Origin of the sequence: Pseudomonas sp. 22490, assembly GCF_052044465.1 — a bacterium.
GTDB lineage: Bacteria > Pseudomonadota > Gammaproteobacteria > Pseudomonadales > Pseudomonadaceae > Pseudomonas > Pseudomonas aeruginosa.
This window is the reverse complement of sequence record NZ_JBQENS010000020.1, coordinates 3,247-25,464: the sequence shown is the minus strand read 5'-3', so window position 1 is coordinate 25,464 and position 22,218 is coordinate 3,247. Positions and strand designations below refer to the sequence as shown.

Sequence of the window (22,218 nt, the reverse complement as noted above, 5' to 3'; positions counted from 1 at the left end):
TCAGGCCCCCTGGCCGGCCGCCAGGACCGGCTGCCGCTGCTCCTGCGCGCTGCGCAGGGTCCGCCAGGTGTTGTAGGCCATCAGCAGCATGCCGCTGGCGAAGGTGGCGCCGCCGAGCAGGCGCACCACGTAGCCCGGATGGCTGGCCACCAGCGCCTCGACGAACGAGTAGGTGAGCGTGCCGTCCTCGTTGACCGCCCGCCACATCAGGCCCTGGGTGATGCCGTTGACCCACATCGAGGCGATGTACAGCACGGTGCCGATGGTGGCCAGCCAGAAGTGCGCGTTGATCAGGCCGACGCTGTGCATCCGCTCGCGGCCCCAGAGTTTCGGGATCATGTGGTAGAGCGTGCCGATGGAGATCATCGCCACCCAGCCGAGGGCGCCGGCGTGGACATGGCCGATGGTCCAGTCGGTGTAGTGGGACAGCGAGTTGACCGTCTTGATCGCCATCATCGGGCCTTCGAAGGTGGACATGCCGTAGAACGCCAGGGACACCACCAGGAAGCGCAGGATCGGGTCGTCGCGCAACTTATGCCAGGCCCCGGAGAGGGTCATCATGCCGTTGATCATGCCGCCCCAGCTCGGTGCCAGGAGGATCAGCGACATCACCATGCCGAGCGACTGCGCCCAGTCCGGTAGCGCGGTGTAGTGCAGGTGGTGCGGGCCGGCCCAGATGTAGATCGAGATGATCGCCCAGAAATGCACGATGGACAGGCGATAGGAGTAGATCGGTCGCCCGGCCTGCTTGGGCACGAAGTAGTACATCATGCCGAGGAAGCCGACCGAGAGGATGAAGCCGACCACGCTGTGCCCGTACCACCACTGGATCATCGCGTCGGTGGCGCCGGAATAGGCCGAGTAGGACTTGCCCAGGCTCACCGGCAGCAATGCGTGGTTCACCATATGGACCATCGCGGTGACGATGATGAAGGCGCCGTAGAACCAGTTGCCGACGTAGATGTGCTTCACCTTGCGACGGGCGATGGTGCCGAAGAACAGGTAGGCATAGACCACCCAGACGATCGCCATCCACAGCGCCAGCGGCCATTCCATCTCGGCGTATTCCTTGGAGGTGGTATAGCCCAGCGGGTAGCTGACGATCATCCCCACGATCGCCGCCTGCCAGCCCCAGAACACGAAGCGCGCCAGGGCATCGGAGATCAGCCGCACGCCGCTGGTGCGCTGCACCACGTAGAAGGAGGTGGCGAACAACGCGCTGCCGCCGAAGGCGAAGATCACCAGGCTGGTGTGGATCGGGCGGATGCGGCCGAAGCTGGTCCAGGGCAGGTCGAGGTTGAGCGCCGGCCAGACCAGTTGGGCGGCGATGAACACCCCCAGGCCCATGCCGAGGATGCCCCAGACCAGGGTCATCAAGGTGAACTGGCGGACGACGTCGTAGTTGTAGCCGTCCGGATCTTTTCTGCTATCCGTATCGTTCATGGTCGCTGGCACGCCGGGCCCCGGGGTCCGGCCGGCTGGCGAGCAGGCGCGACCCTCGGGTCCTCGTTGGGTTATCGGTATTCTTCTGGGTATCCCGTTGCCGGGTCGATGGAGTGCGGAGGTCGGATCTTCGTCTGGAAGGCTCGGAACAGACGGCTCATGGCACTGGTGGCCATTCTAGGAGGGGAGCTTTATTCGTCTCCAACGAATAATGTTGCTATTACAGTGCAAAATTATTGAATTGTAACGGAGGGGGACTTCCGGGGCAGGGCGCACAACCGCTTCGTGGGATGCGCGCCAGGGCGGCTATCCGCCCTCCGCGATGGCGCTGCCGGCGATGGCAGGCTCAGCCAGTCTTTTTCTTCTTCGGCAGCAGGCGCTTGACCAGCAGCACCCCCGCCAGGACCACCGCGCCGGCGACGATGCCGAACAGGAAGTTCAGCAGGGTCGGGGTGATCGCCGCCAGCAGCGGGCCCAGCGTGGCGATGCCGGCGACGCTCTGCGCGGCCTGTTCGATGGCGTGGTGGACCACCGGGATACCGTGGGTGAGGATGCCGCCGCCGACCATGAACATCGCCGCCATGCCGACCACCGACAGGCCTTTCATCAGGTATGGCGCGGTGCGCAGGATGGCGCCGCCGAGCCCTTGGGCAAAGCCGCTGTCGCGCCTGGACAGGTAGAGGCCGGCGTCGTCCAGCTTGACGATGCCGGCGACCAGGCCGTAGACGCCGATGGTCATCACCAGGGCGATGCCGACCAGCACCAGTACCTGGGTGGTGAAGCTGGACTCGGCGACGGTACCCAGGGTGATGGCGATGATTTCCGCGGAGAGGATGAAGTCGGTACGGATCGCGCCGCCGATCTTCTGCTTTTCCAGGGCGGCCACGTCGACATTGGCCGCCAGCGCTGCCTCGTCGGCGTGCTCGTCGTCATGGGGCAGGTATTTGTGGGCGATCTTCTCGAAGCCTTCGAAGCACAGGTAGGCGCCACCGAGCATCAGCAGCGGGATCACCGCCCAGGGCGCGAAGGCGCTGATCAACAGCGCGGCGGGGACGAGGATCGCCTTGTTCCGCAGCGAGCCCTTGGCTACCGCCCAGACCACCGGCAGTTCGCGGTCGGCGTTGACCCCGGTGACCTGCTGGGCGTTGAGGGCCAGGTCGTCGCCGAGGACACCGGCGGTCTTCTTCGCGGCGACCTTGGTCATCAGCGAGACGTCGTCGAGCACCGCGGCAATATCGTCGAGGAGGGTGAGGAGGCTGGCTCCGGCCATCTTGGGTTTCCTTACTGGGTGGTGGGCACCGCCATCTTGGCGGGGTGTGTATTTGACACCGGATCGCGGCGGCGGAACAGTGCCTCGCGTTGGAGCGCGGGAGCCGCCGCACAGTTCATTGCGCAGGCGTTCGAGCGAGGTTTGCCAGGGCCAGGCGGGCGATGGCCAGCTCGGCTTCGGTCTCCTCGCGGCTGCCGTCCTCGTCGAACCAGGCCGCCGAGAGTCCGGTCCAGGCCAGGATCCATTGCAGCAGGCGGCGGCGCTGCAGGCCGCTGGCGGCGATTACGATCTCCAGCTGGCGCTCGAAACGGCCGGGCGCCTGGGCGGTCTTCGCGTCGGGATTGGTGAACAGGTTGGCGTAGTCGTAGCCGCGCTCGCCGTAGAGCCGCTTGGGGTCGATGACTTGCCAGCCGCGCTCGCCGAAGTCGAGCACATTGCCGTGGTGGATGTCGCCATGCAGCGGGCGCTGTTCGCGAGCGGTCTCCAGCAGGTAGCGGGCGGCATTCGCGCAGTCGACGTAGAGCCCGCCGTAGCGGCGCTCGGCGGCATACAGCGAGTCGAACCAGCGCTCCAGCGGGGTCAGCTCCGGCAACGGACCCGGGCGCGGGGCATGGATGCGTTCGATGGCCTGGCAGAGGATACGCGTAGCCTCGTCGTCGTCGCCGCGCCTGACCATTTCCAGCAGCGAGCGCCCGCCGGTGGCACGCTCCATCAGCAGCGCCTGGTGGTCGTAGGCCAGCACCCTGGCCGCGCCCTGGCCGTCCCACCAGTTGAGCAGTACGTGGCCGAAACGCTCTTCTTCGGCACTGGATATCTTCAGCATCGCCGCTGCGCCGCGATGGCGCACCGGCAGCAGGCGGCTGCTGTGGGTGGCGAAGGGCTCGCCGTCGGGTTGCAACGCCCAGCGCTCGAGGTAGGGCGAGAAATCGAGGGATTCGTTCACGGTCGGTCTCAGGCGCCCAGGCGCTGCTGGATGAAGTCGAGGAAGCACTGGATGCGCAGCGCCAGTTGCGAGTTGCGATAGTAGACGGCGTGGATCGGTTGCCGGTATTCGCTCATCTGTTCGGCGAACAGCGGCACCAGGCGCCCATCCTGGATATCGCGGTCGGTCATGAAGCTGGCCAGGCAGGCGATGCCCTGGTGGCTCAGGGCCAGTTGGCGGAGCGTCTCGCCGCTGGAGGCAGAGATATCCGGCTGGATCTCCAGGCGATCGCCGTCGGCGTGCACCACCGGCCAGCGGTTGAGATGCTCGGGCTGGGTGAAGCCGAGCAGGGTGTGCCCTCGCAGCCCCTCGATGCTCGCCGGCGTGCCGTGGCGGGCCAGGTACTCCGGGCTGGCGAGGATGTGCAGGCGGCTGGCGCCCAGCGGCCGCGCGTGCAGGGTGGAGTCGCTGAGCGCACCGATGCGGATCGCCACGTCGGTGCGTTGCTCCAACAGGTCGATGATCAGGTCGTTGGTGTTGAGTTCGAGCTGGATGTCCGGGTACAGCCGGCGGAACTCGCCGATGTGCGGCACCACCGCGTGCAGCATGAAGGGCGAGGCGGCGTTGATCCGCAGGCGCCCGGCGGGGCTCTGCCGGCGCAGGGCCAGGCGTTCCTCGAGCGCCTCCATCTGCTGCAGGATCTGCCGTGCCTGGTCGAGGAAGTAGCGGCCTTCCTCGGTCAGCTCCATGCGCCGGGTGGTGCGGTTGAGCAGGGTGGTGCCGAGCTTGTGCTCGAGGCGCGAGAGGGTCCGGCTGACGGCCGAGGCGGTCAGTCCCATCTGTTCCGCGGCGGCGCTGATGGAACCGCTGTCGACTACACTGACGAAGCTTTGCAGTTCATCGGAGTTGGCTTTCATTCGTGACTCCAGGGCAATCATTGCCGAAGCATAGCGATGTTTTCGGCAAGGACTGAAGAGGCACGCGTGCCCGCAGGAGGTTTTCATGCCCGGCCACCGCATTACCCTCACCGGAGAAAAGCAGACGCTCCTGATCACCCTCTACGCCAAGGCGCTGGATAGCCGCCTGGACGATTCCATCCTCCATGACCGTTTCGCCGAGGCGGCGGTGCGGCAGATCGACTTCGACTTCTCCAGGGTCGCCCTCGGCAAGGGCAACGAACGGGCCCTGGCCATGCGCTCGCATTACTTCGACCAGGCCTGCCGCGAGTTCCTCGGCCGCCATCCCGAGGGGCAGGTGCTCAACCTCGGTTGCGGCCTGGACAGCCGTATCTACCGGGTCGACCCGCCGGCCGAGCTGCCCTGGTTCGACCTCGACTATCCGGAGGTCATGGACCTGCGCGAGCGACTCTACCCGCCGCGCGCCGGCGCCTATCGGGCGCTGCGCCACTCGGTGGACGACGACGGCTGGCTGCAAGGGGTGCCGCGCGAGCGGCCCGCCCTGGTCCTGGCCGAGGGGCTGATGCCCTATCTGCGGGAGTCCCAGGTGCGACGCCTGGTGGAACGCCTGGTCGACCACCTGGGTAGCGGCGAGCTGCTGTTCGACGGCTACGGCCGCCTCGGCATCATGCTGCTGCGCCTGTATCCGCCGCTGCGCGAGACCGGGGCGCAGGTGCATTGGAGCATCGACGACCCGCGCGAACTCGAGCGGTGGCATCCGGCCCTGCGTTTCATCGAGGAGGTCACCGACTATGACCCGCAGGACGTCGCCAAGCTGCCGCAGTCGTCGCGGCTGATGCTGCCGATCTACAACGGCTTCGCCTTCCTGCGGCGGATGGGCCGGCTGATCCGCTACCGTTGGCCCAGGGTCTAGGCGCCGCAGGCGAGGCCGGGGTCAGGCGAGCACCGCCACCGACTTGATCTGCGCCCACAACAGCTGGCCGGGTCGTAGTTGCAACTGGTCCCGCGAGTAACGGGTGATCCGCGCCAGCAGCGGATTGCCGCCGGCATCCAGGCGCACCAGGACGTGGGCCGCGGTGTCGGTATCGACCAATTCCAGGACCCGTACCGGCAGGCGGTTGAGGATGCTGCTCTGGGCGTCGTCGCGCAGGTTCAGGCTGACGTCGCGCGCCTGTACCTTGAAGCGCAGGCGCTTGCCGGGGGCCAGCGGGGCGTGGGCGACGCGCATTTGCAGCGCGCTGCCGGGCAGGACCAGGGTCAGCAGGCCGTAGGCCGGGTCGTGGTCGCTGACCGTGCCCTCGATCACCACCCCGGCATCGTCGTCCAGCGCCAGCGGCAGGTCGACTCGCGCCAGGGTTTCGCCGATCGGCCCGCTGGCGCGGACCTTGCCGTTCTCCAGCAGCACCAGGTGATCGGCCAGGCGCGCCACTTCGTCTGGCGAGTGGCTGACATAGAGCACCGGGATGTCCAGTTCCTCGTGCAGGCGCTCGAGATAGGGCAGGATCTCGCCCTTGCGCTTCAGGTCGAGGGATGCCAGAGGCTCGTCCATCAGCAGCAGGCGCGGGCTGGTGAGGAGGGCCCGGGCGATGCCGACGCGTTGCTGCTCGCCGCCGGAGAGGCGTTCCGGCATGCGTTCCAGCAGGTGCTCGATGCCCAGCAGGGCGCAGGCCTGTTCCAGCTCGACGCGGCGTTCGGCGGCGGCGATGCGCTTGAGACCGAAGGCCAGGTTGCGCCGCACCGTCAGGTGGCGGAACAGGTTGGCATCCTGGAACACGTAGCCGAGGGCACGCCGGTGGGGCGCGACGAAGAGGTTGCGGCGGCTGTCCTGCCAGGTCTCGCCGTTGATCGTCACCTCGCCCTCGGCGGCCTTTTCCAGGCCGGCGATACAGCGCAGGCAAGTGCTCTTGCCGGAGCCTGAATGGCCGAACAGAGCGGTCACGCCACGACCGGGAAGAGCCAGGTCGATGTCCAGTTCGAAGCCGGGGTAGGCGCGGCGGAAGCGCAGGCGCAGGCCGTCCATCTCAGGCCCAGCCCGGCCGGCGGCGCCGGCCCGAATAGAGGGCGAGGAGGACGACGAAGGAGAACGCCACCATGCCGCCGGCCAGCCAGTGGGCCTGGGCGTATTCCATGGCTTCGACGTGATCGAATATCTGCACCGAGACCACGCGGGTTTTCTCCGGGATGTTGCCGCCGATCATCAGCACCACGCCGAACTCGCCGACGGTATGGGCGAAGCCGAGGATCGCGGCGGTGACGAAACCCGGCCGGGCCAGCGGCAGGACCACGCTGAAGAAACGGTCGACGGGGCTCGCGCGCAGGGTCGCGGCAGCCTCCAGCGGTTTCTCGCCGATCGCCTCGAAGGCGTTCTGCAACGGTTGCACGACGAAGGGCAGCGAGTAGAACACCGAGCCGACCACCAGACCGGCGAAGGTGAAGGGCAGGGTGCCGAGACCGAGGCTCTGGGTGAGCTGGCCGATGAAACCGTTGGGACCCATGCTGACCAGCAGGTAGAAGCCGATCACCGTCGGCGGCAGCACCAGCGGCAGGGCCACCACCGCGCCGATCGGCCCCTTCAGCCAGGAGCGGGTGCGCGCCAGCCACCAGGCGATGGGCGTGCCGATCAGCAGCAGGAGGAGGGTGGTGAGCGAAGCCAGCTCGATGGTCAGCCAGATGGCCGCCAGGTCCGTACTGTCGAGTGGCAACGCCATGCAGGTCCCGCCTTAGAGTTCGTAGCCGTAGGACTTGATCAGCGCGGCGGCCTTGGCGCCCTTCAGGTAGTCGACCAGGGCCTTGGCGGCGGCGTTGTCCTTGCCCTTGTTGAGGATGACCGCGTCCTGGCGGATCGGGTCGTGCAGCTCGGCGGGAACGATCCAGGCCGAGCCGGTTGCGACTTTACCATCCTTGTAGATCTGCGACAGGGCGACGAAGCCCAGTTCGGCGTTGCCGCTGGAAACGAACTGGTAGGCCTGGCTGATGTTCTGGCCTTCCACCAGCTTCGGCCCGAGCGTGGCGGCGAGGCCGAGCTTGTCCATCGCCTGGGTGGCGGCGAGGCCGTAGGGCGCGGTCTTCGGGTTGGCGATGGACAGGTGCCTGAAGCTGCCACTCTTCAGCACCTCACCCTTGGCGTCGACGTAGCCGGCCTTGGGCGACCAGAGTGCCAGGGTGCCGATGGCATAGGTGAAGCGCGAGCCGGGCACGATCTCGCCTTCCTGCTCCAGTTTCGCCGGAGTGCTGTCGTCGGCGGAGAGGAAAACCTGGAACGGAGCGCCGTTCTTGATCTGCGTATAGAACTGGCCGGTGGCGCCGTAGGCGGCAACCAGCCTGTGCCCGGTGTCTTTCTCGAATTCCTTGGCGACGGCCTGGATCGGCGCGGTGAAGTTGGCCGCGACGGCGACCTGCACCTCGTCGGCGCTGGCGGCCAGGGATACGGCGCTGGCGAGGAGGGCGAGCAATAGCTGGGGCAGGCGGGTGGTCATGGAGTGCTCCTGTGGGGGGGGGCGAACGAAGTTGGCGGACGGGGCTGGCGCAAGCTTAGGGGTTCGCTATGGCTTTTGGAATATAGCGCTACGCGGAAATTGATCCGGCGCAAGTCGCTCAGCCGGCCAGCGCGCGGAAACGCCGACGCGGCGCGGCCTCGCCGGGGAGTGCCAGGCAGCCGGCGCAGACCAGGCGGACGATGTTTTCCGCCGCCTGCCGGTAGTCGCTTGCGTCCAGCCCGGCCTGGCCGGTGAGGCGCGCCAGTTGCCAGCCGCCAAGGGCATAGGACTCGGTCATCGCCCACAGGTTGAGCAGCAGGTGGTACGGATCCAGCGGCGCCAGCAGGCCTTCGTCGATCCACTGGCGGATGCGCTCGGCGTTGCGTTCCGCCTGGGCGTCGAGGCGTTCCAGCAGCGGCGCCGGCATGCGCGGCGCGCCGCGCATGATCTCGCAGGAGAAGACCCTGGCCGCGTGCGGCCGCTCGGCGCCGATGCGCATCTTGTTGTCGACGTAGGCGCGTAGCGCCTCGGCGGGCGGCTGGCCGCCGGCGAATGGCCGGGAGGCTTCCAGCAGGGGCTCGACGATGCTGTCCAGCACCGCCTCGTAGAGTTGCGCCTTGGAGCGGTAGTAATAGAGCACGTTGGCCTTCGCCACGCCGGCGCGCTCGGCGACGTCGCTGAGCCGGGCGGCGCTGAAGCCGCAGTCGGCGAAGACTTCGCAGGCGGCGTCGAGGATCAGTTGCAGGTTGCGTTGGCGGATCTTCTTCATCGGGACCGATACGGGGCAGGTTTCGTTGTTAATATTTTTATATAACGAACGCCTTGTGCCTGGATAGTCGTCGTCAGGCCGGCGACGCTTGATCGGATGCGCATTGCCAAGCCGTGGGGGCGCTGGTATCTGTATGCATGAACAGTACCAGGCTCCGCTTCCCGTGAATTCCCCAGCGCTTCCCGAACCCTTCTACTACCTGCACAACTTCCGCGCGGTGCTCGCCTGGATCGGCGAACGCTATGCCGATCTGCTCGACGATCAGGAACGTGCCTTCATCGCCGCGTTCGCCGAGCTGCCCGAGGCCAGCCAGGCCCTGCTGGTGCGCATGGTGATGCGCAAGGGCACGCTGTTCCGCGAAGGCAAGCTGGCCTATGCCGAGATCGGCGACACGCGCGCCGCCGTACAACCGCTGTTGGCATTGGGCTGGGTGGACGCGCAGCCGACCCTGGAACTGGCGCAACTGTTCGGCTTGCTGAAGAAGGACGAATTGTCGCAGCTGTTCAGGGACCATCTCGGGCGCGCGAACCTGCGCAAGGATGCGTTGCTGGAGCGGCTCCAGCCGTTGTTCCCCGAGGCGCGGCGGCTCGGCGAGTGGCAGGCCGACTTCGCCGAACCGGTCTACGAGTTGCGCTGCATGGGGCTCTGCGACCGCTTGCGGTTGATGTATTTCGGCAACCTGTGGCAGGACTGGTCGGAGTTCGTCCTTGCCGACCTGGGTATCTATCGTTACGAAAGCGTCGAGTTTTCCGCCGACTCCCGCGGCTTTCGCCTGCGTGCCGACGTCGACGCCTATCTCCACCTGTTCGACTGCCGCCAGCGCTTCGACCTCGGCGAGCCGCTGGAGGAACTGCTCGCCGGCCTGCCGGGCGAACCCTACGCCAATCCCTGGCTGGAAGGGCGGCGGGTCAAGCTGCTGTTCCAGTTCGCCCAGCACTGCGAAAAGCAGCGGGATTTCGACCTGGCCCAGCGGCTCTATCGCCAATCCAGCCACCCCGGCGCGCGCCTGCGGGCGATTCGCAGCCTGGAACGCGGCGAGCGCTTCGCCGAAGCCCATGCATTGGCGCGGGAGGCCAGCTGTGCGCCGGAAAGCGACGCCGAACGCCAGGGCCTGGCCCGATTGCTGCCGCGCCTGCAAGGCAAGCTCGGCCTGCCGCGACAGGCGCGGGCGGCGGCTCCGGAAATCGACCGCCTGGACCTGTGCCTGGCGTTCCCGAGCGAACCCTGTAGCGTCGAGTGGGCGGTCCGCGAGCACCTGGAAGAGCCCGGTTGCGCGGTGCACTACGTCGAGAACGGCCTGATCAATTCGCTGTTCGGGCTGCTCTGCTGGGAGGCGATCTTCGCCGCCATTCCCGGGGCGTTCTTCCATCCCTTCCACAGCGCGCCGGCGGACCTGCACAGCGCCGACTTCCGCCAGCGCCGCGCCGCCCTGTTCGAGGCCTGCCTGGGACGGCTGGAGGACGGCAGCTACCGCGACGCGATCCGCTGTCGCTACCGCGACAAGTTCGGCCTGCAGTCGCCCTTCGTCTACTGGGAACTGCTTGGCGAGGAACTGCTCGAACAGGCGCTCGATTGCCTGCCGGCGGCCCACCTGCGCGCCTGGTTCGAACGCCTGCTGGAGGATATCCCGGGCAACCGCGCCGGCCTGCCGGACCTGATCCAGTTCTGGCCGGCGCAGCGGCGCTACCGGATGGTCGAGGTCAAGGGACCGGGCGACCGCCTGCAGGACAACCAGTTGCGCTGGCTGCAATTCTGCCGCGAGCGGGAGATGCCGGTGGCGGTCTGCTACGTGCGCTGGCATGTCGATGACTGAGCAGGGCGGCGAGGCGCTGTACCAGGTGGCGGTGCGCGCGCTTTGCGAGTTCAGCGCCAAGCGCGGCGACCTCGACCTGCGCTTCACCCCGTCGCCCAGCGCCCTGGAAGGCATCGCCGGACATACCCTGGTGACCTCCCGGCGCCCCGCTCACTACCAGCGCGAAGTGGCGCTGGACGGACGCTACCGTCACTTGCAGGTGCGCGGCCGGGCGGATGGGTACGATCCGCAGGCGAACTGCCTGGAGGAAATCAAGACCCACCGCGGCGACCTCGCCCTGCAACCGGCCAACCACCGGCACCTGCACTGGGCCCAGGCCAGGGTCTACGGCTGGCTGCTCTGCGCCGAACGGAAGCTGGAGGAAGTCGAACTGGCGCTGGTCTACCTGGAGGTCGGCAGCCAGAAGGAGACCCGCTTCGTCGAGCGGGTGCGGGCCGACGAGCTGCGGCTGTTCTTCGAGAGCCAGTGCCAGGCGTTTCTCGCCTGGGCCGAGCAGGAACTGGCGCACCGCCAGCGGCGCGACCGCGAACTGGCCGCGTTACGCTTTCCCCACGCCGAATTCCGCCACGGCCAGCGGCAACTGGCGGAGGCGGTGTACAAGGCCGCCTCCGCCGGTTGTTGCCTGATGGCCCAGGCGCCGACCGGGATCGGCAAGACCATCGGCACGCTGTTCCCGCAACTCAAGGCGATGCCCGGGCAGCGCCTGGACCGGCTGTTCTTCCTGGCCGCCAAGACCCCGGGCCGGGCCCTCGCGCTGCATGCCCTGCGTAGCCTGGAAGGGGAGACCGGCGGACTGCCGGTGCGGGTGCTGGAACTGGTGGCGCGGGACAAGGCCTGCGAGCACCCGGACAAGGCCTGCCACGGCGAGTCCTGTCCCCTGGCCCAGGGCTTCTACGAACGCCTGCCGGCGGCCCGCGCCGCCGCCGTGGAGGCGCGCTGGCTGGACCAGGCGCGGTTGCGCGAGGTGGCGCTGGCGCACCGGGTCTGTCCCTACTACCTGGGCCAGGAACTGGCGCGCTGGTGCGACCTGGCGGTGGGCGACTACAACTACTACTTCGATCTCGGCGCCATGCTCCATGGCCTGGCCCAGGTCAACCAGTGGCGGGTGGCGGTACTGGTGGACGAGGCGCACAACCTGGTGGAGCGCGGCCGGCGGATGTATTCCGCCGAACTCGACCAGGGCGATTTCCTCGGTGTGCGCAAAACCGCCCCGGAGGCCCTGAGGAAACCGCTGGAGCGCATCCAGCGTGCCTGGAACGAACTGGCCAAGACCCAGGCGGACGACTACCAGGCCTACGACGAGCCTCCGCAGAAGCTGCTCCTGGCCTTGCAGAACGCGGTGGCGGCGATCAACGACCTGCTCGCCGAGCAACCGCAGGCGCTGGAGCCGGCGTTGCAGGAGTTCTACTTCGCGATCCTGCAGTTCGGCCGTCTCGCCGAGCTGTTCGGCGAGCATTCGCTGTTCGACATCGAGAAGCGCCCAGGCCGCAACGGCCGCAGCCTGGCCCGGCTGTGCCTGCGCAACGTGGTGCCGGCGGCGTTTCTCGCCGAGCGCTTCGCCGCCAGCCGCTCCACCGTGCTGTTCTCCGCTACCCTCGGGCCGCGCGACTATTACGCCGACCTGCTCGGCCTGCCGGCGGGCACGCCCTGGCTGGAAGTGGACTCGCCATTCAGCGCCGAGCAACTGGAGGTGCACATACAGCGTCGGGTTTCCACGCGCTATGCGCAGCGCCAGGCATCCCTGGCGCCCATCGCAGCGATTCTCGGCGAGCAGTTTCGCCAGCGGCCGGGCAACTACCTGGCCTTCTTCAGCAGTTTCGATTACTTGCAGCAGGCGCTGGACGTCTTCCGCCAGGCATACCCGTGGGTGCCGTGCTGGAGCCAGACGCCACGGATGGACGAGGCGGAGCGCCGAGGCTTCCTTGAGCGCTTCGTCGCGGGCGGCGAGGGCATCGGCTTCGCCGTGCTCGGCGGTGCCTTCGGCGAAGGCATCGACCTGCCTGGCGAGCGCCTGATCGGCGCCTTCATCGCCACCCTCGGGTTGCCCCAGGTGAATCCGGTGAACGAGCAGATCCGCCTGCGCATGCAGCGCCTGTTCGGTGACGGCTACGACTACACCTACCTGTATCCGGGACTGCAGAAGGTGGTCCAGGCCGCCGGGAGGGTGATCCGCAGCCGCAGCGATCGCGGCGTGGTGCACCTGATCGACGACCGTTTCGCCCAGGCCAAGGTGCGCCGGTTGCTGCCGGGCTGGTGGCAACTGCGTTGACCCGTGGCGATACGCCGGCAGGTGCTGCCGGACAGCCGGACAGCCATGTATAATCGCGTCCCCACGATTTCCCCCGATCCGGATACGCCATGGCTTCCGCTCCCGACGCTCTTCCCCAGACCCTTTCCTCCGACGACGCTCCGGCCCAGGCCGCGCCGAGCGACGCCAGCGCGTTGCTGAAGGCCGCCCTGGCGAAGAAGAACCAGGCCCAGCTCTATCCGCAGCGGAAGATCCACGACAAGGGCCAGCGTCCCGGCATGGCGCCGCGCGGTACCCGTCGTTCGATGGGCAAGCGCTGAGGCCTTTCCCGCGCCTGGCGTTTTGTGGGCCAGTTCCCGCCACGAAGGATCAAAGCGGGCAGCCTTAACAGTTTTGCCCTTTCGCGGCCGTAGGCCACAGCCCCATCCCTTATGCTCGCCGCCCCTGGGCGAGCCGCGTCGATGCAGCGCGCCCGTTTGCCGGAATCCGCCTGCTGCATGTCGCGTCACCTTCCATCGTCTTTCGTTTCCCTGCGCAGCCTGGCCGGGCATGCGCCCGCTGTGCTTTGCGTGCTGCTGCTGGCGTTGCTCAGCGCCAGCCTGGCCAGCCAGACGCGCTCGCTGCGCCGCGAGCTGGCGGAATTGCCCGCCGCAGCGGCCCCGGCGCCGCCAGCCAACCCTTCAGCGGCCCCGCGCGCGGCGTTAGCCGGCTTGTTCGGTGGCGCTCCGTCGCCGCGCGGCGCGACGGCGGGCGAGCGTCTGCAATTGCGCCTGCTGGCCTGCTTCCTGGCGCGTCGCGAGGACCGCTCGGCGGCGCTGATCGCGGTGGCCGGGCGCTCGCAGCGCTTCCTGCCGGGCGCCGAAGTGCGCCCCGGCACCGTGCTGCTGGCGGTTCATCGCGACCATGTGGTGCTGCGCGACCAGGGTTATGAAGAACGTCTGTATTTCCCCAAAGCCGAAGGGGCAGAAACCACCCATGCCACGTTGTAGTACCCGTTCCGCCCAGCGCCTGTCTCCGCTGTTCCTGGTCCTGTCGCTGGCCGTCCTCGGCCTGGCGCCGCCGGTCCATCCGGCACCTGCCGAGACTGCCGCCGCGCAAGAGGAAGAGCAGTGGACGATCAACATGAAGGATGCCGAGATCGGCGACTTCATCGAGCAGGTATCGAGCATCAGCGGCCAGACCTTCGTCGTCGATCCGCGGGTGAAGGGACGGGTCACGGTGGTATCCCAGGCGCGGCTCAGCCTGGCGGAGGTCTACCAACTGTTCCTTTCGGTGCTCGCCACCCATGGCTACGCGGTGCTGCCGCAGGGCGACCAGGCGCGTATCGTGCCGAACATGGAGGCACGCCAGGACGCCGCGCAGAAGACCGTCCGCGATGGGCCGGGCAGCCTGGAGACGCGGGTGGTCCAGGCGCAGCAGACCTCGGTGGCGGAACTAATCCCGATGATCCGGCCGCTGGTCCCGGCCCATGGCCATCTGGCCGCCGTACCGTCGGCCAACGCGCTGATCGTCAGCGACCGCCGCGCCAACATCGAGCGCATCGAGGCGATCGTGCGCAGCCTCGACCGGGCCGGCGAACATGACTACAGCATCTACGACATGCGCCATGCCTGGGTCGCGGAAATCGCCGAGGTGCTCGATCGCAGCGTCACCCCGGCCGCCGGGAAGAGCGCCGCCACCGTCCAGGTCCTTGCCGACAGCCGCAGCAACCGCCTGGTCCTGCTCGGTCCGCAGCAGGCGCGAGCGCGCTTGCTGCGGCTGGCGCAGTCGCTCGACGTCCCCTCGTCGCGGTCGGCGAACAGCCGGGTGATCCGCCTGCGCCATGGCGACGCCAAGACCCTTGCCGCCACCCTCGGGGAGATCGGCGAATCGCTGCACGGCGAGCGGGGCCAGGATGGCCGGGGAAGCGGCAAGCGCGGCCTGCTGGTGCGCGCCGACGAATCGCTGAATGCCCTGGTGATCCTCGCCGACCCGGAGGATGTCGGCCTGCTCGAGGACATCGTCCGCCAGCTCGACGTGCCGCGCGCGCAACTGCTGGTGGAGGCGGCGATCGTCGAGCTGTCCGGCGAGATCGGCGACGCCCTCGGGGTGCAATGGGCGCTGCGTAGCGGGCATGTCGCCGGCGGCGCTGGCTTCGCCGACAGCGGGTTGTCCATCGGCACCCTGCTGGGCGCGTTGCAGGCCGGCAAGCCGCCGGCAGAGCTGCCCGACGGTGCGATAGTCGGCCTCGGCAGTCGCGATTTCGGCGCGCTGGTCACCGCGCTGAGCCGCAATAGCCGCAGCAACCTGCTGTCGACGCCGAGCCTGCTGACCCTGGACAACCAGAAGGCGGAAATCCTGGTCGGCCAGAACGTGCCGTTCCAGACCGGCAGCTACACCACCAGCGCCAGCGGTTCGAGCAATCCGTTCACCACTGTCGAGCGCAAGGATATCGGGGTGACCCTCAAGGTCACGCCGCACATCGGCGAGGACCGCATGCTGCGCCTGGAGATCGAGCAGGAAATATCCTCCATCGCGCCAACCGCCACCCTGGCGGCGAAGGCGGTGGACCTGGTGACCAACAAGCGCTCGATCAAGAGCACCGTACTGGCCGACGACGGCCAGGTCATCGTCCTCGGCGGACTGATCCAGGACGACCTGCTGCGCAGCGATTCGCGGGTACCGCTGCTGGGCGACATCCCCGGCGTCGGCCGGCTGTTCCGCTCGTCCCGCGAGACCCGGGTGAAGCGCAACCTGATGGTCTTCCTGCGCCCGAGCATCGTCCGCGATGCCGCCGGCCTGGAGCGCATCAGCCATGGCCGTTACCGTTCCATCCAGTTGCTGCGCGGTGCCGCCGGCGAACCGGCGCGCCCGCTGTTCGAGGATGCCGGCGCCATCGACCTGCGTCCCGCTGCCCAGGGCGCACCGGCACCTATTGGCTCGCCGCGCAGCTATCCGGCTCCAGCCCCGGTGCTGATGGAGAAGCCGCGCCTGGCGGACCCGGCGTCCCTGGGCGACGGTCGCGGCGGCGAGGTGCTGGAGGTTCGCCAGGGCACGCACGCGCCGCAGCCGCCGTCACCCCAGCGCTACGCCGTGCGATTGGTCGAGGGCAGCAGCGAAGCCTTCATGCGCGCGCTGATCGAGCGGCATCCGGGCCTGTCGTTGCGTTTGCGCCGCGAACTGCGCGATGGCCAGGAGCTGTTCGCGGTGGAACGGGGCGACTACCTCGACCCGGAGCAGGCACGCCGGGCCCTGGCGGAACTGCCCGAAAGCCTGCCGCGAGGGAAGGCGCGGGTGATTGCGCATACGCCGGGAAGCGCCCTGTGACGGACTTCGAATCCTCGCGTCGCGCTCCGTCCACCGGATTGTCCGGCGCGCTGCGGCGGCCGCGCTCCAGCGCAGCGCCACTGCCAGATCTGGCAGTTGTCGCTGGCGGGGACGGAGGCTTTAGTAGCCGCACTTTTTTCCAGGGCCGGGCAGTGGGACCGCAATGCATGGACGACATCGAGACCAGAGTGAGGAAACTGGTAGCCGCCCGGTTCGGCGTGGAGGAATGCGACATCCGGCTGGACAGCGACTTCCGTAACGACTTCGGTGCCGAGTCGCTCGAGGTGGTCGAACTGGTCATGGCCCTGGAAACGGAGTTCGGCGTCGAGATCGCCGATGACGATGCGGAACGGATCGAGACCGTGCGCCAGGCCATCGACTATCTCGAGGAAGCCGTGCCGACCTGACTCCCCCTGGACCACCGGCCGATGCCGTGGTCATTCCCTGCGAAACGCTGTGCGCCACCTCCCGCCCGTGCCGGCGGCAAGGTGCGCGACGTCCCGCGCTTCGATTACGCCGGATCGTCCAGCCCGCCCCGGGCCGATCCGGCTTTTTTTTGCCCGCCGCCGCGATTGCGAGGCGGCCGCCGTCGGTTGGATTTCCTGAATCTTCCCGCGCCTCGCCGGTCGACCGAACAAGGGCAGCGTGCCATTCCCGGCGCGTGCCCGCCATTCGTAACGGAGGTCGCCATGGCTACACGACGGAAAACAACACCCCAGGAAATCGATGATATCCAGGACCGCATGGGTTCGATGCGCGAGCTCGATTTCGACGAGCGCCGCCAGGCGCGCAAGGCGCGGATCGGCGACGAGCGGCCCGAGGCCGAGGTGGAGGCCGAGTTTTCCTCGCGGCGGGTACGCGAGGCGGGCCACGCTGGCGGGCAGCCGGACGAGGACGATGGTTACCAGGATAACGTCGGCATGGACGATCTGGCTCCGGAAACCCTGATCGACGAAAGCGGCGCCCGCTCGCCGGCCGAGCGCGGCGGCGAATCGCCCGCGGACAAGCGCCTGAGGGTCGTGCATGGCAACGAGATCGGCGCTGGCCACGGCCTCGACGAAGCCGAGCTGGCACGTCGCGATCCGCTCGACGGCTCCTCCACCGAGGAACGCTGAGCGCGCGCAGACTGTATCGAAGTATTTCCGACGCCTGGCGTTCTGTGATCGATTCGGCTCTGTTGGAGTGCGCTGCCGCACGCTTTACAGCCGGACGGAGCGGGGCACCGGATCTACTGCAAAAGCTGATAGTTGTCTTCCCGGGTGACGGCGTTGCACGGTCCTGCGGCGTGCAACCCGGCCTGGGCGAAATACCGGCGGAGCGGACCAGGCTATCCCGTCGGAGGCGATGTCGCCGGGCTGCTGGCTTTCAAGGTTTCCCTTCGATGACCAGGAGCTACCCATGCAGCACAAAAGATCCCGCGCGATGGCGAGTCCGCGCTCGCCGTTCCTCTTCGTCTTGCTGGCGCTCGCCGTGGGCGGTACGGCCAATGCCCATGACGATGGCCTGCCGGCCTTCCGCTATTCGGCGGAGTTACTCGGCCAGTTGCAACTGCCCAGCGTGGCCCTGCCGCTGAATGACGACCTGTTCCTCTACGGTCGCGACGCCGAGGCGTTCGACCTCGAGGCCTACCTGGCGGTGAATGCGCCGGCGCTGCGCGACAAGAGCGAATACCTGGAGCACTGGAGCGGCTACTACAGCATCAACCCGAAAGTGTTGCTGACCCTGATGGTCATGCAATCCGGGCCGTTGGGGGCGCCGGACGAGCGCGCCTTGGCGGCGCCGCTGGGACGGCTGTCGGCGAAACGCGGCTTCGATGCCCAGGTCCGCGACGTGTTGCAGCAGTTGTCGCGGCGCTACTACGGTTTCGAGGAATACCAGTTGCGCCAGGCGGCTGCGCGCAAGGCCGTCGGCGAGGACGGCCTGAACGCGGCATCGGCCGCGCTGCTCGGTCTGTTGCGAGAGGGGGCGAAGGCCTCCGCCGTGCAAGGCGGCAATCCGCTCGGCGCCTACGCGCAGACCTTCCAGCGCCTGTTCGGCACCCCGGCCGCGGAACTCCTGCAGCCGCGCAACCGCGTGGCCCGGCAACTCCAGGCGAAGGCCGCGCTGGCGCCGCCATCCAACCTGATGCAATTGCCCTGGCGCCAGGGCTATTCCTGGCAGCCCAACGGAGCGCATTCGAACACCGGCTCGGGCTATCCGTACTCGTCCTTCGATGCGTCCTACGACTGGCCGCGCTGGGGCAGTGCGACCTACAGCGTGGTCGCCGCCCACGCCGGTACGGTACGGGTGCTGTCGCGCTGCCAGGTACGGGTGACCCACCCCAGCGGCTGGGCGACCAACTACTACCATATGGACCAGATCCAGGTGAGCAACGGCCAGCAGGTCAGCGCCGACACCAAGCTCGGCGTCTATGCCGGCAACATCAACACCGCGCTCTGCGAGGGTGGCAGCTCCACCGGACCGCACCTGCATTTCTCGCTGCTCTACAACGGCGCCTTCGTTTCCCTGCAGGGCGCCAGCTTCGGTCCGTACCGGATCAACGTCGGCACCAGCAACTACGACAACGACTGTCGCCGCTACTATTTCTACAACCAGAGCGCCGGCACCACCCATTGCGCTTTCCGTCCGTTGTACAACCCCGGCCTGGCGCTCTGAGTCGGCGCGGGGCCCGGCTCCAGCCGGGCTCCGCCGCGAGCGAAACGGCGCTGAACAGCTGGCGCGTCGCTGCCGCCGCGCCCGGCGCCAGGCTGACCGCGTGGGCCGGCATGCTCAGCCGCGCCGGGGCAGCAGGGCGTAGGCGTCGCGAACCACATCCTTGCCGTAGTGGCGTTCCAGGCGGCGGACGACGAAGTGACCGCGCGCCATGGCCTGGAAATGGTTCATGAACACCGTGTTGATCGCCGCGCCGCCGAGGGCGCCGACGATGGGCACGATCTGCGCCGCGAGCTTTTCCGAATACTGCACGCCCAGGCGCTCGGCGACCTTGCGCACCAGGGCCAGGAGCATGGGCGCGGCCTTCTTGCTGCCGGCGTCCTTGCCGAGGAAGTCGGCGGCCGCCTTGACCTGCTGGGCCAGCGCCGTACGCACCGCGTAGTAGCCGGACTCCGACGCGTCGTCCGAGGCGGATTTGCCGCCGAGGGCGAAGACTTCGATACAGGCCATCAGGGTGTCCATGTCCCTGATCGACTCGCCCTCGCTGCGCGCGATGTCGGCGATGGAACGGAAGATGATGCCGGTGGTGACCGGCACCTCGACCAGCATCGCCAGCGGCCCGAAGAAGCCGCCGACGCCACCGGAAACGGCGGCGCCGAGGGTATGCAGGCGGTTCGCCGGTTGACCGCTGGCGTTTTCCTGGAGAGTGGCGGTGGCCGAGCGGGCGACTTTCAGCAGCGCTCCCTCGATCACCGAACCGAGCTTCTCGTTGACCTTCCGTGGCAGCTTCTTCAGGCCGTATTCGATCGGCGTGCCCAGCAGGCTGGTGAGTTGCGCGGTGAGTCCAGGGTTCTCCAGCAGGTTCTTGGCGGCCTGGAGTTGCTTGAGATCGGCGGGGGAAAGGCTCATGGAAGGTCCGGCTGACGGTGGTCGGTCAACCTAACCACTGTCCGCCGGCGTTGTCCACGCTCAATAGTCGCCGCGCTTGCGGAAGGCCCAGCGGCCGGCGAGGAAGGTGAAGCTGGCGACCAGCACGAGCATGATCCAGAAGCCTTCAGGATCGTCGGCGAAGGGAATCCCGCCGACGTTCATGCCGAAGAAGCCGGCGACGATGTTGATCGGCAGGGCCAGCACCGTGACCATGGTCAGGGTGAAGAGGATGCGGTTATTCTGTTCGTTGAGCTTGGCCGCGATCTCTTCCTGCAGCAGCTTGATCCGTTCGCCCAGGGCGGTCAGGTCGCTGATCACCAGGGAGAACTCCTCGGTGGCTTCGCGCAACTCACGCAGGTCGGCATCCTGTAGCCATTCCGGCGGTCGGTTGAGCAGGCGCAGCAGCGAACCGGGCTCCAGCGCCAGCAGGCGTTGCAGGCGTACCAGCACGCGCCGCATGGCGCCGAGGTCGGCGCGGTTGGCGGAGAGGCGCAGGGCCAGTAGCTGGTCCTCAATGCGGTCCACTGCGACGCTGGTTTCGCGGACGATCTGGGTCAGCACGTCGCCCTGGTCGCGCAACAGGTGGATCAGCAACTGCAGGGGCGAACGGAAAGGTTCGCCGTGCTTCACCGAAGAGCGCAGCTTGTCCACCGAGCGCAGCGGTTGCGCTCGTGCACTGACCAGCAGCCGGCCACGGGCGCAGACCCACAGGGTGGCCACGTCCGAAGAGACCAGGCCGAAGTTGAAGACCACGTCGTTGACCACTGCCAGCAGCGCCGAGTCGACGTGTTCGATGCGCGTCGAGCGCGACCCCTCGCGCAGGCTTTCGAAGAAATAATCCGGCAGTTCCAGATGCTTCTTCATCCAGCGCTCGCAGGCGGCATGGGCGAGGTTCAGGTGCAGCCAGAGGAACTCGTCCGGCGCCTCCTCGCGAGCCTGCCGCAGGCAGGCGAGGGCGGTAGCCGAGTCGATTTCCCGCCCCGCTTCGCCGGGGCGGAAACGGAAACCGTAGATCAGGCCGAACAGGTCGGCGTCCTGGGGCGGGGAGATACCGTGATGCATGGTCGCTCGCGGGAGAGGATCGGTTGGGTAACTTGGCATCGTAACGATGACGCTTTGATTGCAGGGCGATGAAGGCCGCTTCGCGGGATGCCCGGCGATGCTTTCCGTTGGAACTGTCGGGGGCGTCTTGCCGTCGCCTCGCGCCGACGAACTACGAGGTGCCGGGAAGTGCTATTTCATTTCTCCCGGTTTTTATGAAATACGCATCGTAGAGTTCTGATATTTGCCCGCTGGGTTATTTAGTCGATTTGCCGTGCCAGGTGATGGGGGTTGTTTATAAAGTATTATAACTTTTTGATTATATATTGTTTATCAATTAGATAGGCGTGTGATGGCTAAATGGCTGCATGTTTTCCAGGGGTTATCTAAATTGAATTTTTCATGGGGGCTTTCTTAGTCGTTATATATAAAGTCAGACTCGCCTTTTATTTAAAAGCTGCTATTTCTGGATTACATGGTGCGGCCGTTCGGTCGCTGCTTGACAAGAGGAATGTCGGAAATGTCGATCCAGGCGAAAGTTACCCCTATCGATCAGAGTATTTCTTCTGCGGCTGCCGTCGAGGTTCCGGAAAACGGGATACTCAAACTCTCCCAGAGCAGTAATATCGCGCTCGATGTCGCACCGGAGTCGGTGGCGGGATACTCGAAGAGCGGTTCGGACCTGATCGTCCAGCTGAAGACCGGGGAAAGCGTACGCATCGCCAACTTCTATGCGGAAGGCCAGCCTTCCAGCCAGCTGTTCCTGGCCGACAAGGACAAGCTGGTGGCGGTAGATCTGCCGCCGGTCGCCGCCGACGGGCCGCTGATGGCCGGCTACATCCCGCAGGAAAGCCTGGCCGGTTTCGAGTCGCTGACCGGCGCCGGTGTGCTCGGTGGCATGAGCGCAGGGACTGCGCTGCTGGTCGGTGCGGCGGCCATCGGCGCCGGGGTGGCGATTTCCAACAGCAGCGGCGGCGGTGGCGGCGGCGGTTCTTCGGTGCCCCCGGACACCACTCCGCCGAAGGCGGCCAGCGGCCTGAAGATAGCGCCTGACGGCAGCAGCATCAGCGGCCAGGCCGAGGCCGGCGCGAGCGTCGGCATCGATACCAATGGCGACGGCAAGCCGGACCTCACCGTGATCGCCGATGCCAACGGCAATTTCACCGCTCCGCTGAACCCGCCGCTGACCAATGGCCAGACGGTCACCGTGGTGGTCACCGACCCGGCTGGCAACGCCAGCCCGCCGGCCCAGGTCACCGCTCCGGACACTACCGCCCCGGCGCCGGCTACCGACGTGCAGGTGGCGCCGGACGGCAGCAGCGTCACCGGCAAGGCCGAACCCGGCTCGACGGTGGGCGTCGATACCGACGGCGACGGCCAGCCGGACACCACCGTGGTGGTCGGCCCCGGCGGCAGCTTCGAGGTTCCGCT

At 67.4% G+C, this 22,218-nt stretch carries 20 protein-coding genes; 10 read left to right on the top strand and 10 right to left on the bottom strand.

Annotation, left to right across the window (positions count from 1 at the left end; genetic code table 11):
* From ccoN to ACTJJX_RS21080, 4 genes are all read right to left on the bottom strand, one after another.
* Window positions 1-1,443 (bottom strand): cytochrome-c oxidase, cbb3-type subunit I, encoded by a 1,443-nt coding sequence (gene ccoN / locus ACTJJX_RS21095; protein WP_016851743.1) that lies wholly within the window; start codon window positions 1,441-1,443, stop codon window positions 1-3.
* Window positions 1,444-1,789: 346 nt separating this feature from the next.
* A complete protein-coding gene (locus tag ACTJJX_RS21090; protein WP_003098208.1) occupies window positions 1,790-2,713 on the bottom strand; it encodes a DUF808 domain-containing protein in 924 nt (307 codons plus the stop codon).
* Between the two features lie 115 nt (window positions 2,714-2,828).
* Window positions 2,829-3,656, bottom strand: a complete 828-nt coding sequence (locus ACTJJX_RS21085) for an aminoglycoside phosphotransferase family protein (protein ID WP_003098209.1) — start codon at window positions 3,654-3,656, stop codon at window positions 2,829-2,831.
* Between the two features lie 8 nt (window positions 3,657-3,664).
* Window positions 3,665-4,552 (bottom strand): LysR family transcriptional regulator, encoded by an 888-nt coding sequence (locus ACTJJX_RS21080; RefSeq protein ID WP_003098210.1) that lies wholly within the window; start codon window positions 4,550-4,552, stop codon window positions 3,665-3,667.
* 85 nt (window positions 4,553-4,637) lie between these two features.
* Between ACTJJX_RS21080 and ACTJJX_RS21075 the strand changes: the two genes are divergently transcribed.
* On the top strand, window positions 4,638-5,465 hold the full coding sequence (locus ACTJJX_RS21075; RefSeq protein WP_014603040.1) for a class I SAM-dependent methyltransferase: 828 nt from the start codon (window positions 4,638-4,640) through the stop codon (window positions 5,463-5,465).
* Between the two features lie 21 nt (window positions 5,466-5,486).
* Here the strand turns inward: ACTJJX_RS21075 and modC are convergent, their stop codons facing one another.
* The 4 genes from modC to ACTJJX_RS21055 all read right to left on the bottom strand — a co-directional run bounded on the left by modC (window position 5,487) and on the right by ACTJJX_RS21055 (window position 8,797).
* Complete coding sequence (gene modC, locus ACTJJX_RS21070) at window positions 5,487-6,572, bottom strand: molybdenum ABC transporter ATP-binding protein (protein ID WP_003098212.1); 1,086 nt, start codon at window positions 6,570-6,572, stop codon at window positions 5,487-5,489.
* Window position 6,573: 1 nt separating this feature from the next.
* On the bottom strand, window positions 6,574-7,260 hold the full coding sequence (gene modB / locus ACTJJX_RS21065) for a molybdate ABC transporter permease subunit (RefSeq protein WP_003088068.1): 687 nt from the start codon (window positions 7,258-7,260) through the stop codon (window positions 6,574-6,576).
* 12 nt (window positions 7,261-7,272) lie between these two features.
* The gene (gene modA / locus ACTJJX_RS21060; RefSeq protein WP_016851742.1) at window positions 7,273-8,028 is read right to left on the bottom strand and encodes a molybdate ABC transporter substrate-binding protein; all 756 of its coding nucleotides are present in this window, start codon (window positions 8,026-8,028) and stop codon (window positions 7,273-7,275) included.
* A gap of 118 nt (window positions 8,029-8,146) precedes the next feature.
* Window positions 8,147-8,797, bottom strand: a complete 651-nt coding sequence (locus ACTJJX_RS21055; RefSeq protein ID WP_003450136.1) for a TetR/AcrR family transcriptional regulator — start codon at window positions 8,795-8,797, stop codon at window positions 8,147-8,149.
* Between the two features lie 133 nt (window positions 8,798-8,930).
* Between ACTJJX_RS21055 and fan1 the strand changes: the two genes are divergently transcribed.
* The 8 genes from fan1 to lasA all read left to right on the top strand — a co-directional run bounded on the left by fan1 (window position 8,931) and on the right by lasA (window position 18,819).
* Window positions 8,931-10,610, top strand: coding sequence for a nuclease Fan1 (fan1, locus tag ACTJJX_RS21050; protein WP_016851741.1), 1,680 nt, complete (start codon window positions 8,931-8,933; stop codon window positions 10,608-10,610).
* Window positions 10,603-12,879 (top strand): ATP-dependent DNA helicase, encoded by a 2,277-nt coding sequence (locus ACTJJX_RS21045; RefSeq protein WP_014603038.1) that lies wholly within the window; start codon window positions 10,603-10,605, stop codon window positions 12,877-12,879. Before fan1 ends, ACTJJX_RS21045 begins: the two co-directional genes overlap by 8 nt.
* Before the next feature lie 89 nt (window positions 12,880-12,968).
* Window positions 12,969-13,178, top strand: a complete 210-nt coding sequence (locus tag ACTJJX_RS21040) for a hypothetical protein (protein ID WP_016851739.1) — start codon at window positions 12,969-12,971, stop codon at window positions 13,176-13,178.
* Window positions 13,179-13,319: 141 nt separating this feature from the next.
* Entirely contained in the window at window positions 13,320-13,847 is a 528-nt protein-coding gene (locus ACTJJX_RS21035; protein WP_003113617.1) for a type VI pilus biosynthesis protein, read from the top strand.
* Complete coding sequence (gspD, locus tag ACTJJX_RS21030) at window positions 13,834-16,164, top strand: type II secretion system secretin GspD (protein WP_016851738.1); 2,331 nt, start codon at window positions 13,834-13,836, stop codon at window positions 16,162-16,164. The genes ACTJJX_RS21035 and gspD overlap by 14 nt, the downstream gene beginning before the upstream one ends.
* 167 nt (window positions 16,165-16,331) lie before the next feature.
* Entirely contained in the window at window positions 16,332-16,571 is a 240-nt protein-coding gene (gene acpP / locus ACTJJX_RS21025) for an acyl carrier protein (protein ID WP_009876275.1), read from the top strand.
* 282 nt (window positions 16,572-16,853) lie between these two features.
* Window positions 16,854-17,279 (top strand): hypothetical protein, encoded by a 426-nt coding sequence (locus ACTJJX_RS21020; RefSeq protein ID WP_016851737.1) that lies wholly within the window; start codon window positions 16,854-16,856, stop codon window positions 17,277-17,279.
* Window positions 17,280-17,562: 283 nt separating this feature from the next.
* Window positions 17,563-18,819, top strand: a complete 1,257-nt coding sequence (lasA, locus tag ACTJJX_RS21015) for an elastinolytic metalloprotease LasA (RefSeq protein ID WP_003120216.1) — start codon at window positions 17,563-17,565, stop codon at window positions 18,817-18,819.
* A 114-nt stretch (window positions 18,820-18,933) separates the two neighbouring features.
* Here the strand turns inward: lasA and ACTJJX_RS21010 are convergent, their stop codons facing one another.
* Together ACTJJX_RS21010 and ACTJJX_RS21005 are read right to left on the bottom strand one after the other, a co-directional pair.
* Window positions 18,934-19,725 carry an EcsC family protein gene (locus ACTJJX_RS21010; protein ID WP_003106675.1) on the bottom strand — a complete coding sequence of 264 codons (792 nt, stop codon included), beginning with the start codon at window positions 19,723-19,725 and terminating at the stop codon, window positions 18,934-18,936.
* A 60-nt stretch (window positions 19,726-19,785) separates the two neighbouring features.
* Window positions 19,786-20,808: a transporter gene (locus tag ACTJJX_RS21005; protein ID WP_003106674.1), complete on the bottom strand. Its 1,023-nt coding sequence runs from the start codon at window positions 20,806-20,808 to the stop codon at window positions 19,786-19,788.
* A gap of 499 nt (window positions 20,809-21,307) precedes the next feature.
* Here ACTJJX_RS21005 and ACTJJX_RS21000 point away from each other — a divergent pair.
* Window positions 21,308-22,218, top strand: a 911-nt coding sequence (locus ACTJJX_RS21000; RefSeq protein WP_033984372.1) for an Ig-like domain-containing protein, incomplete at its 3' end; no start/stop codon positions are given.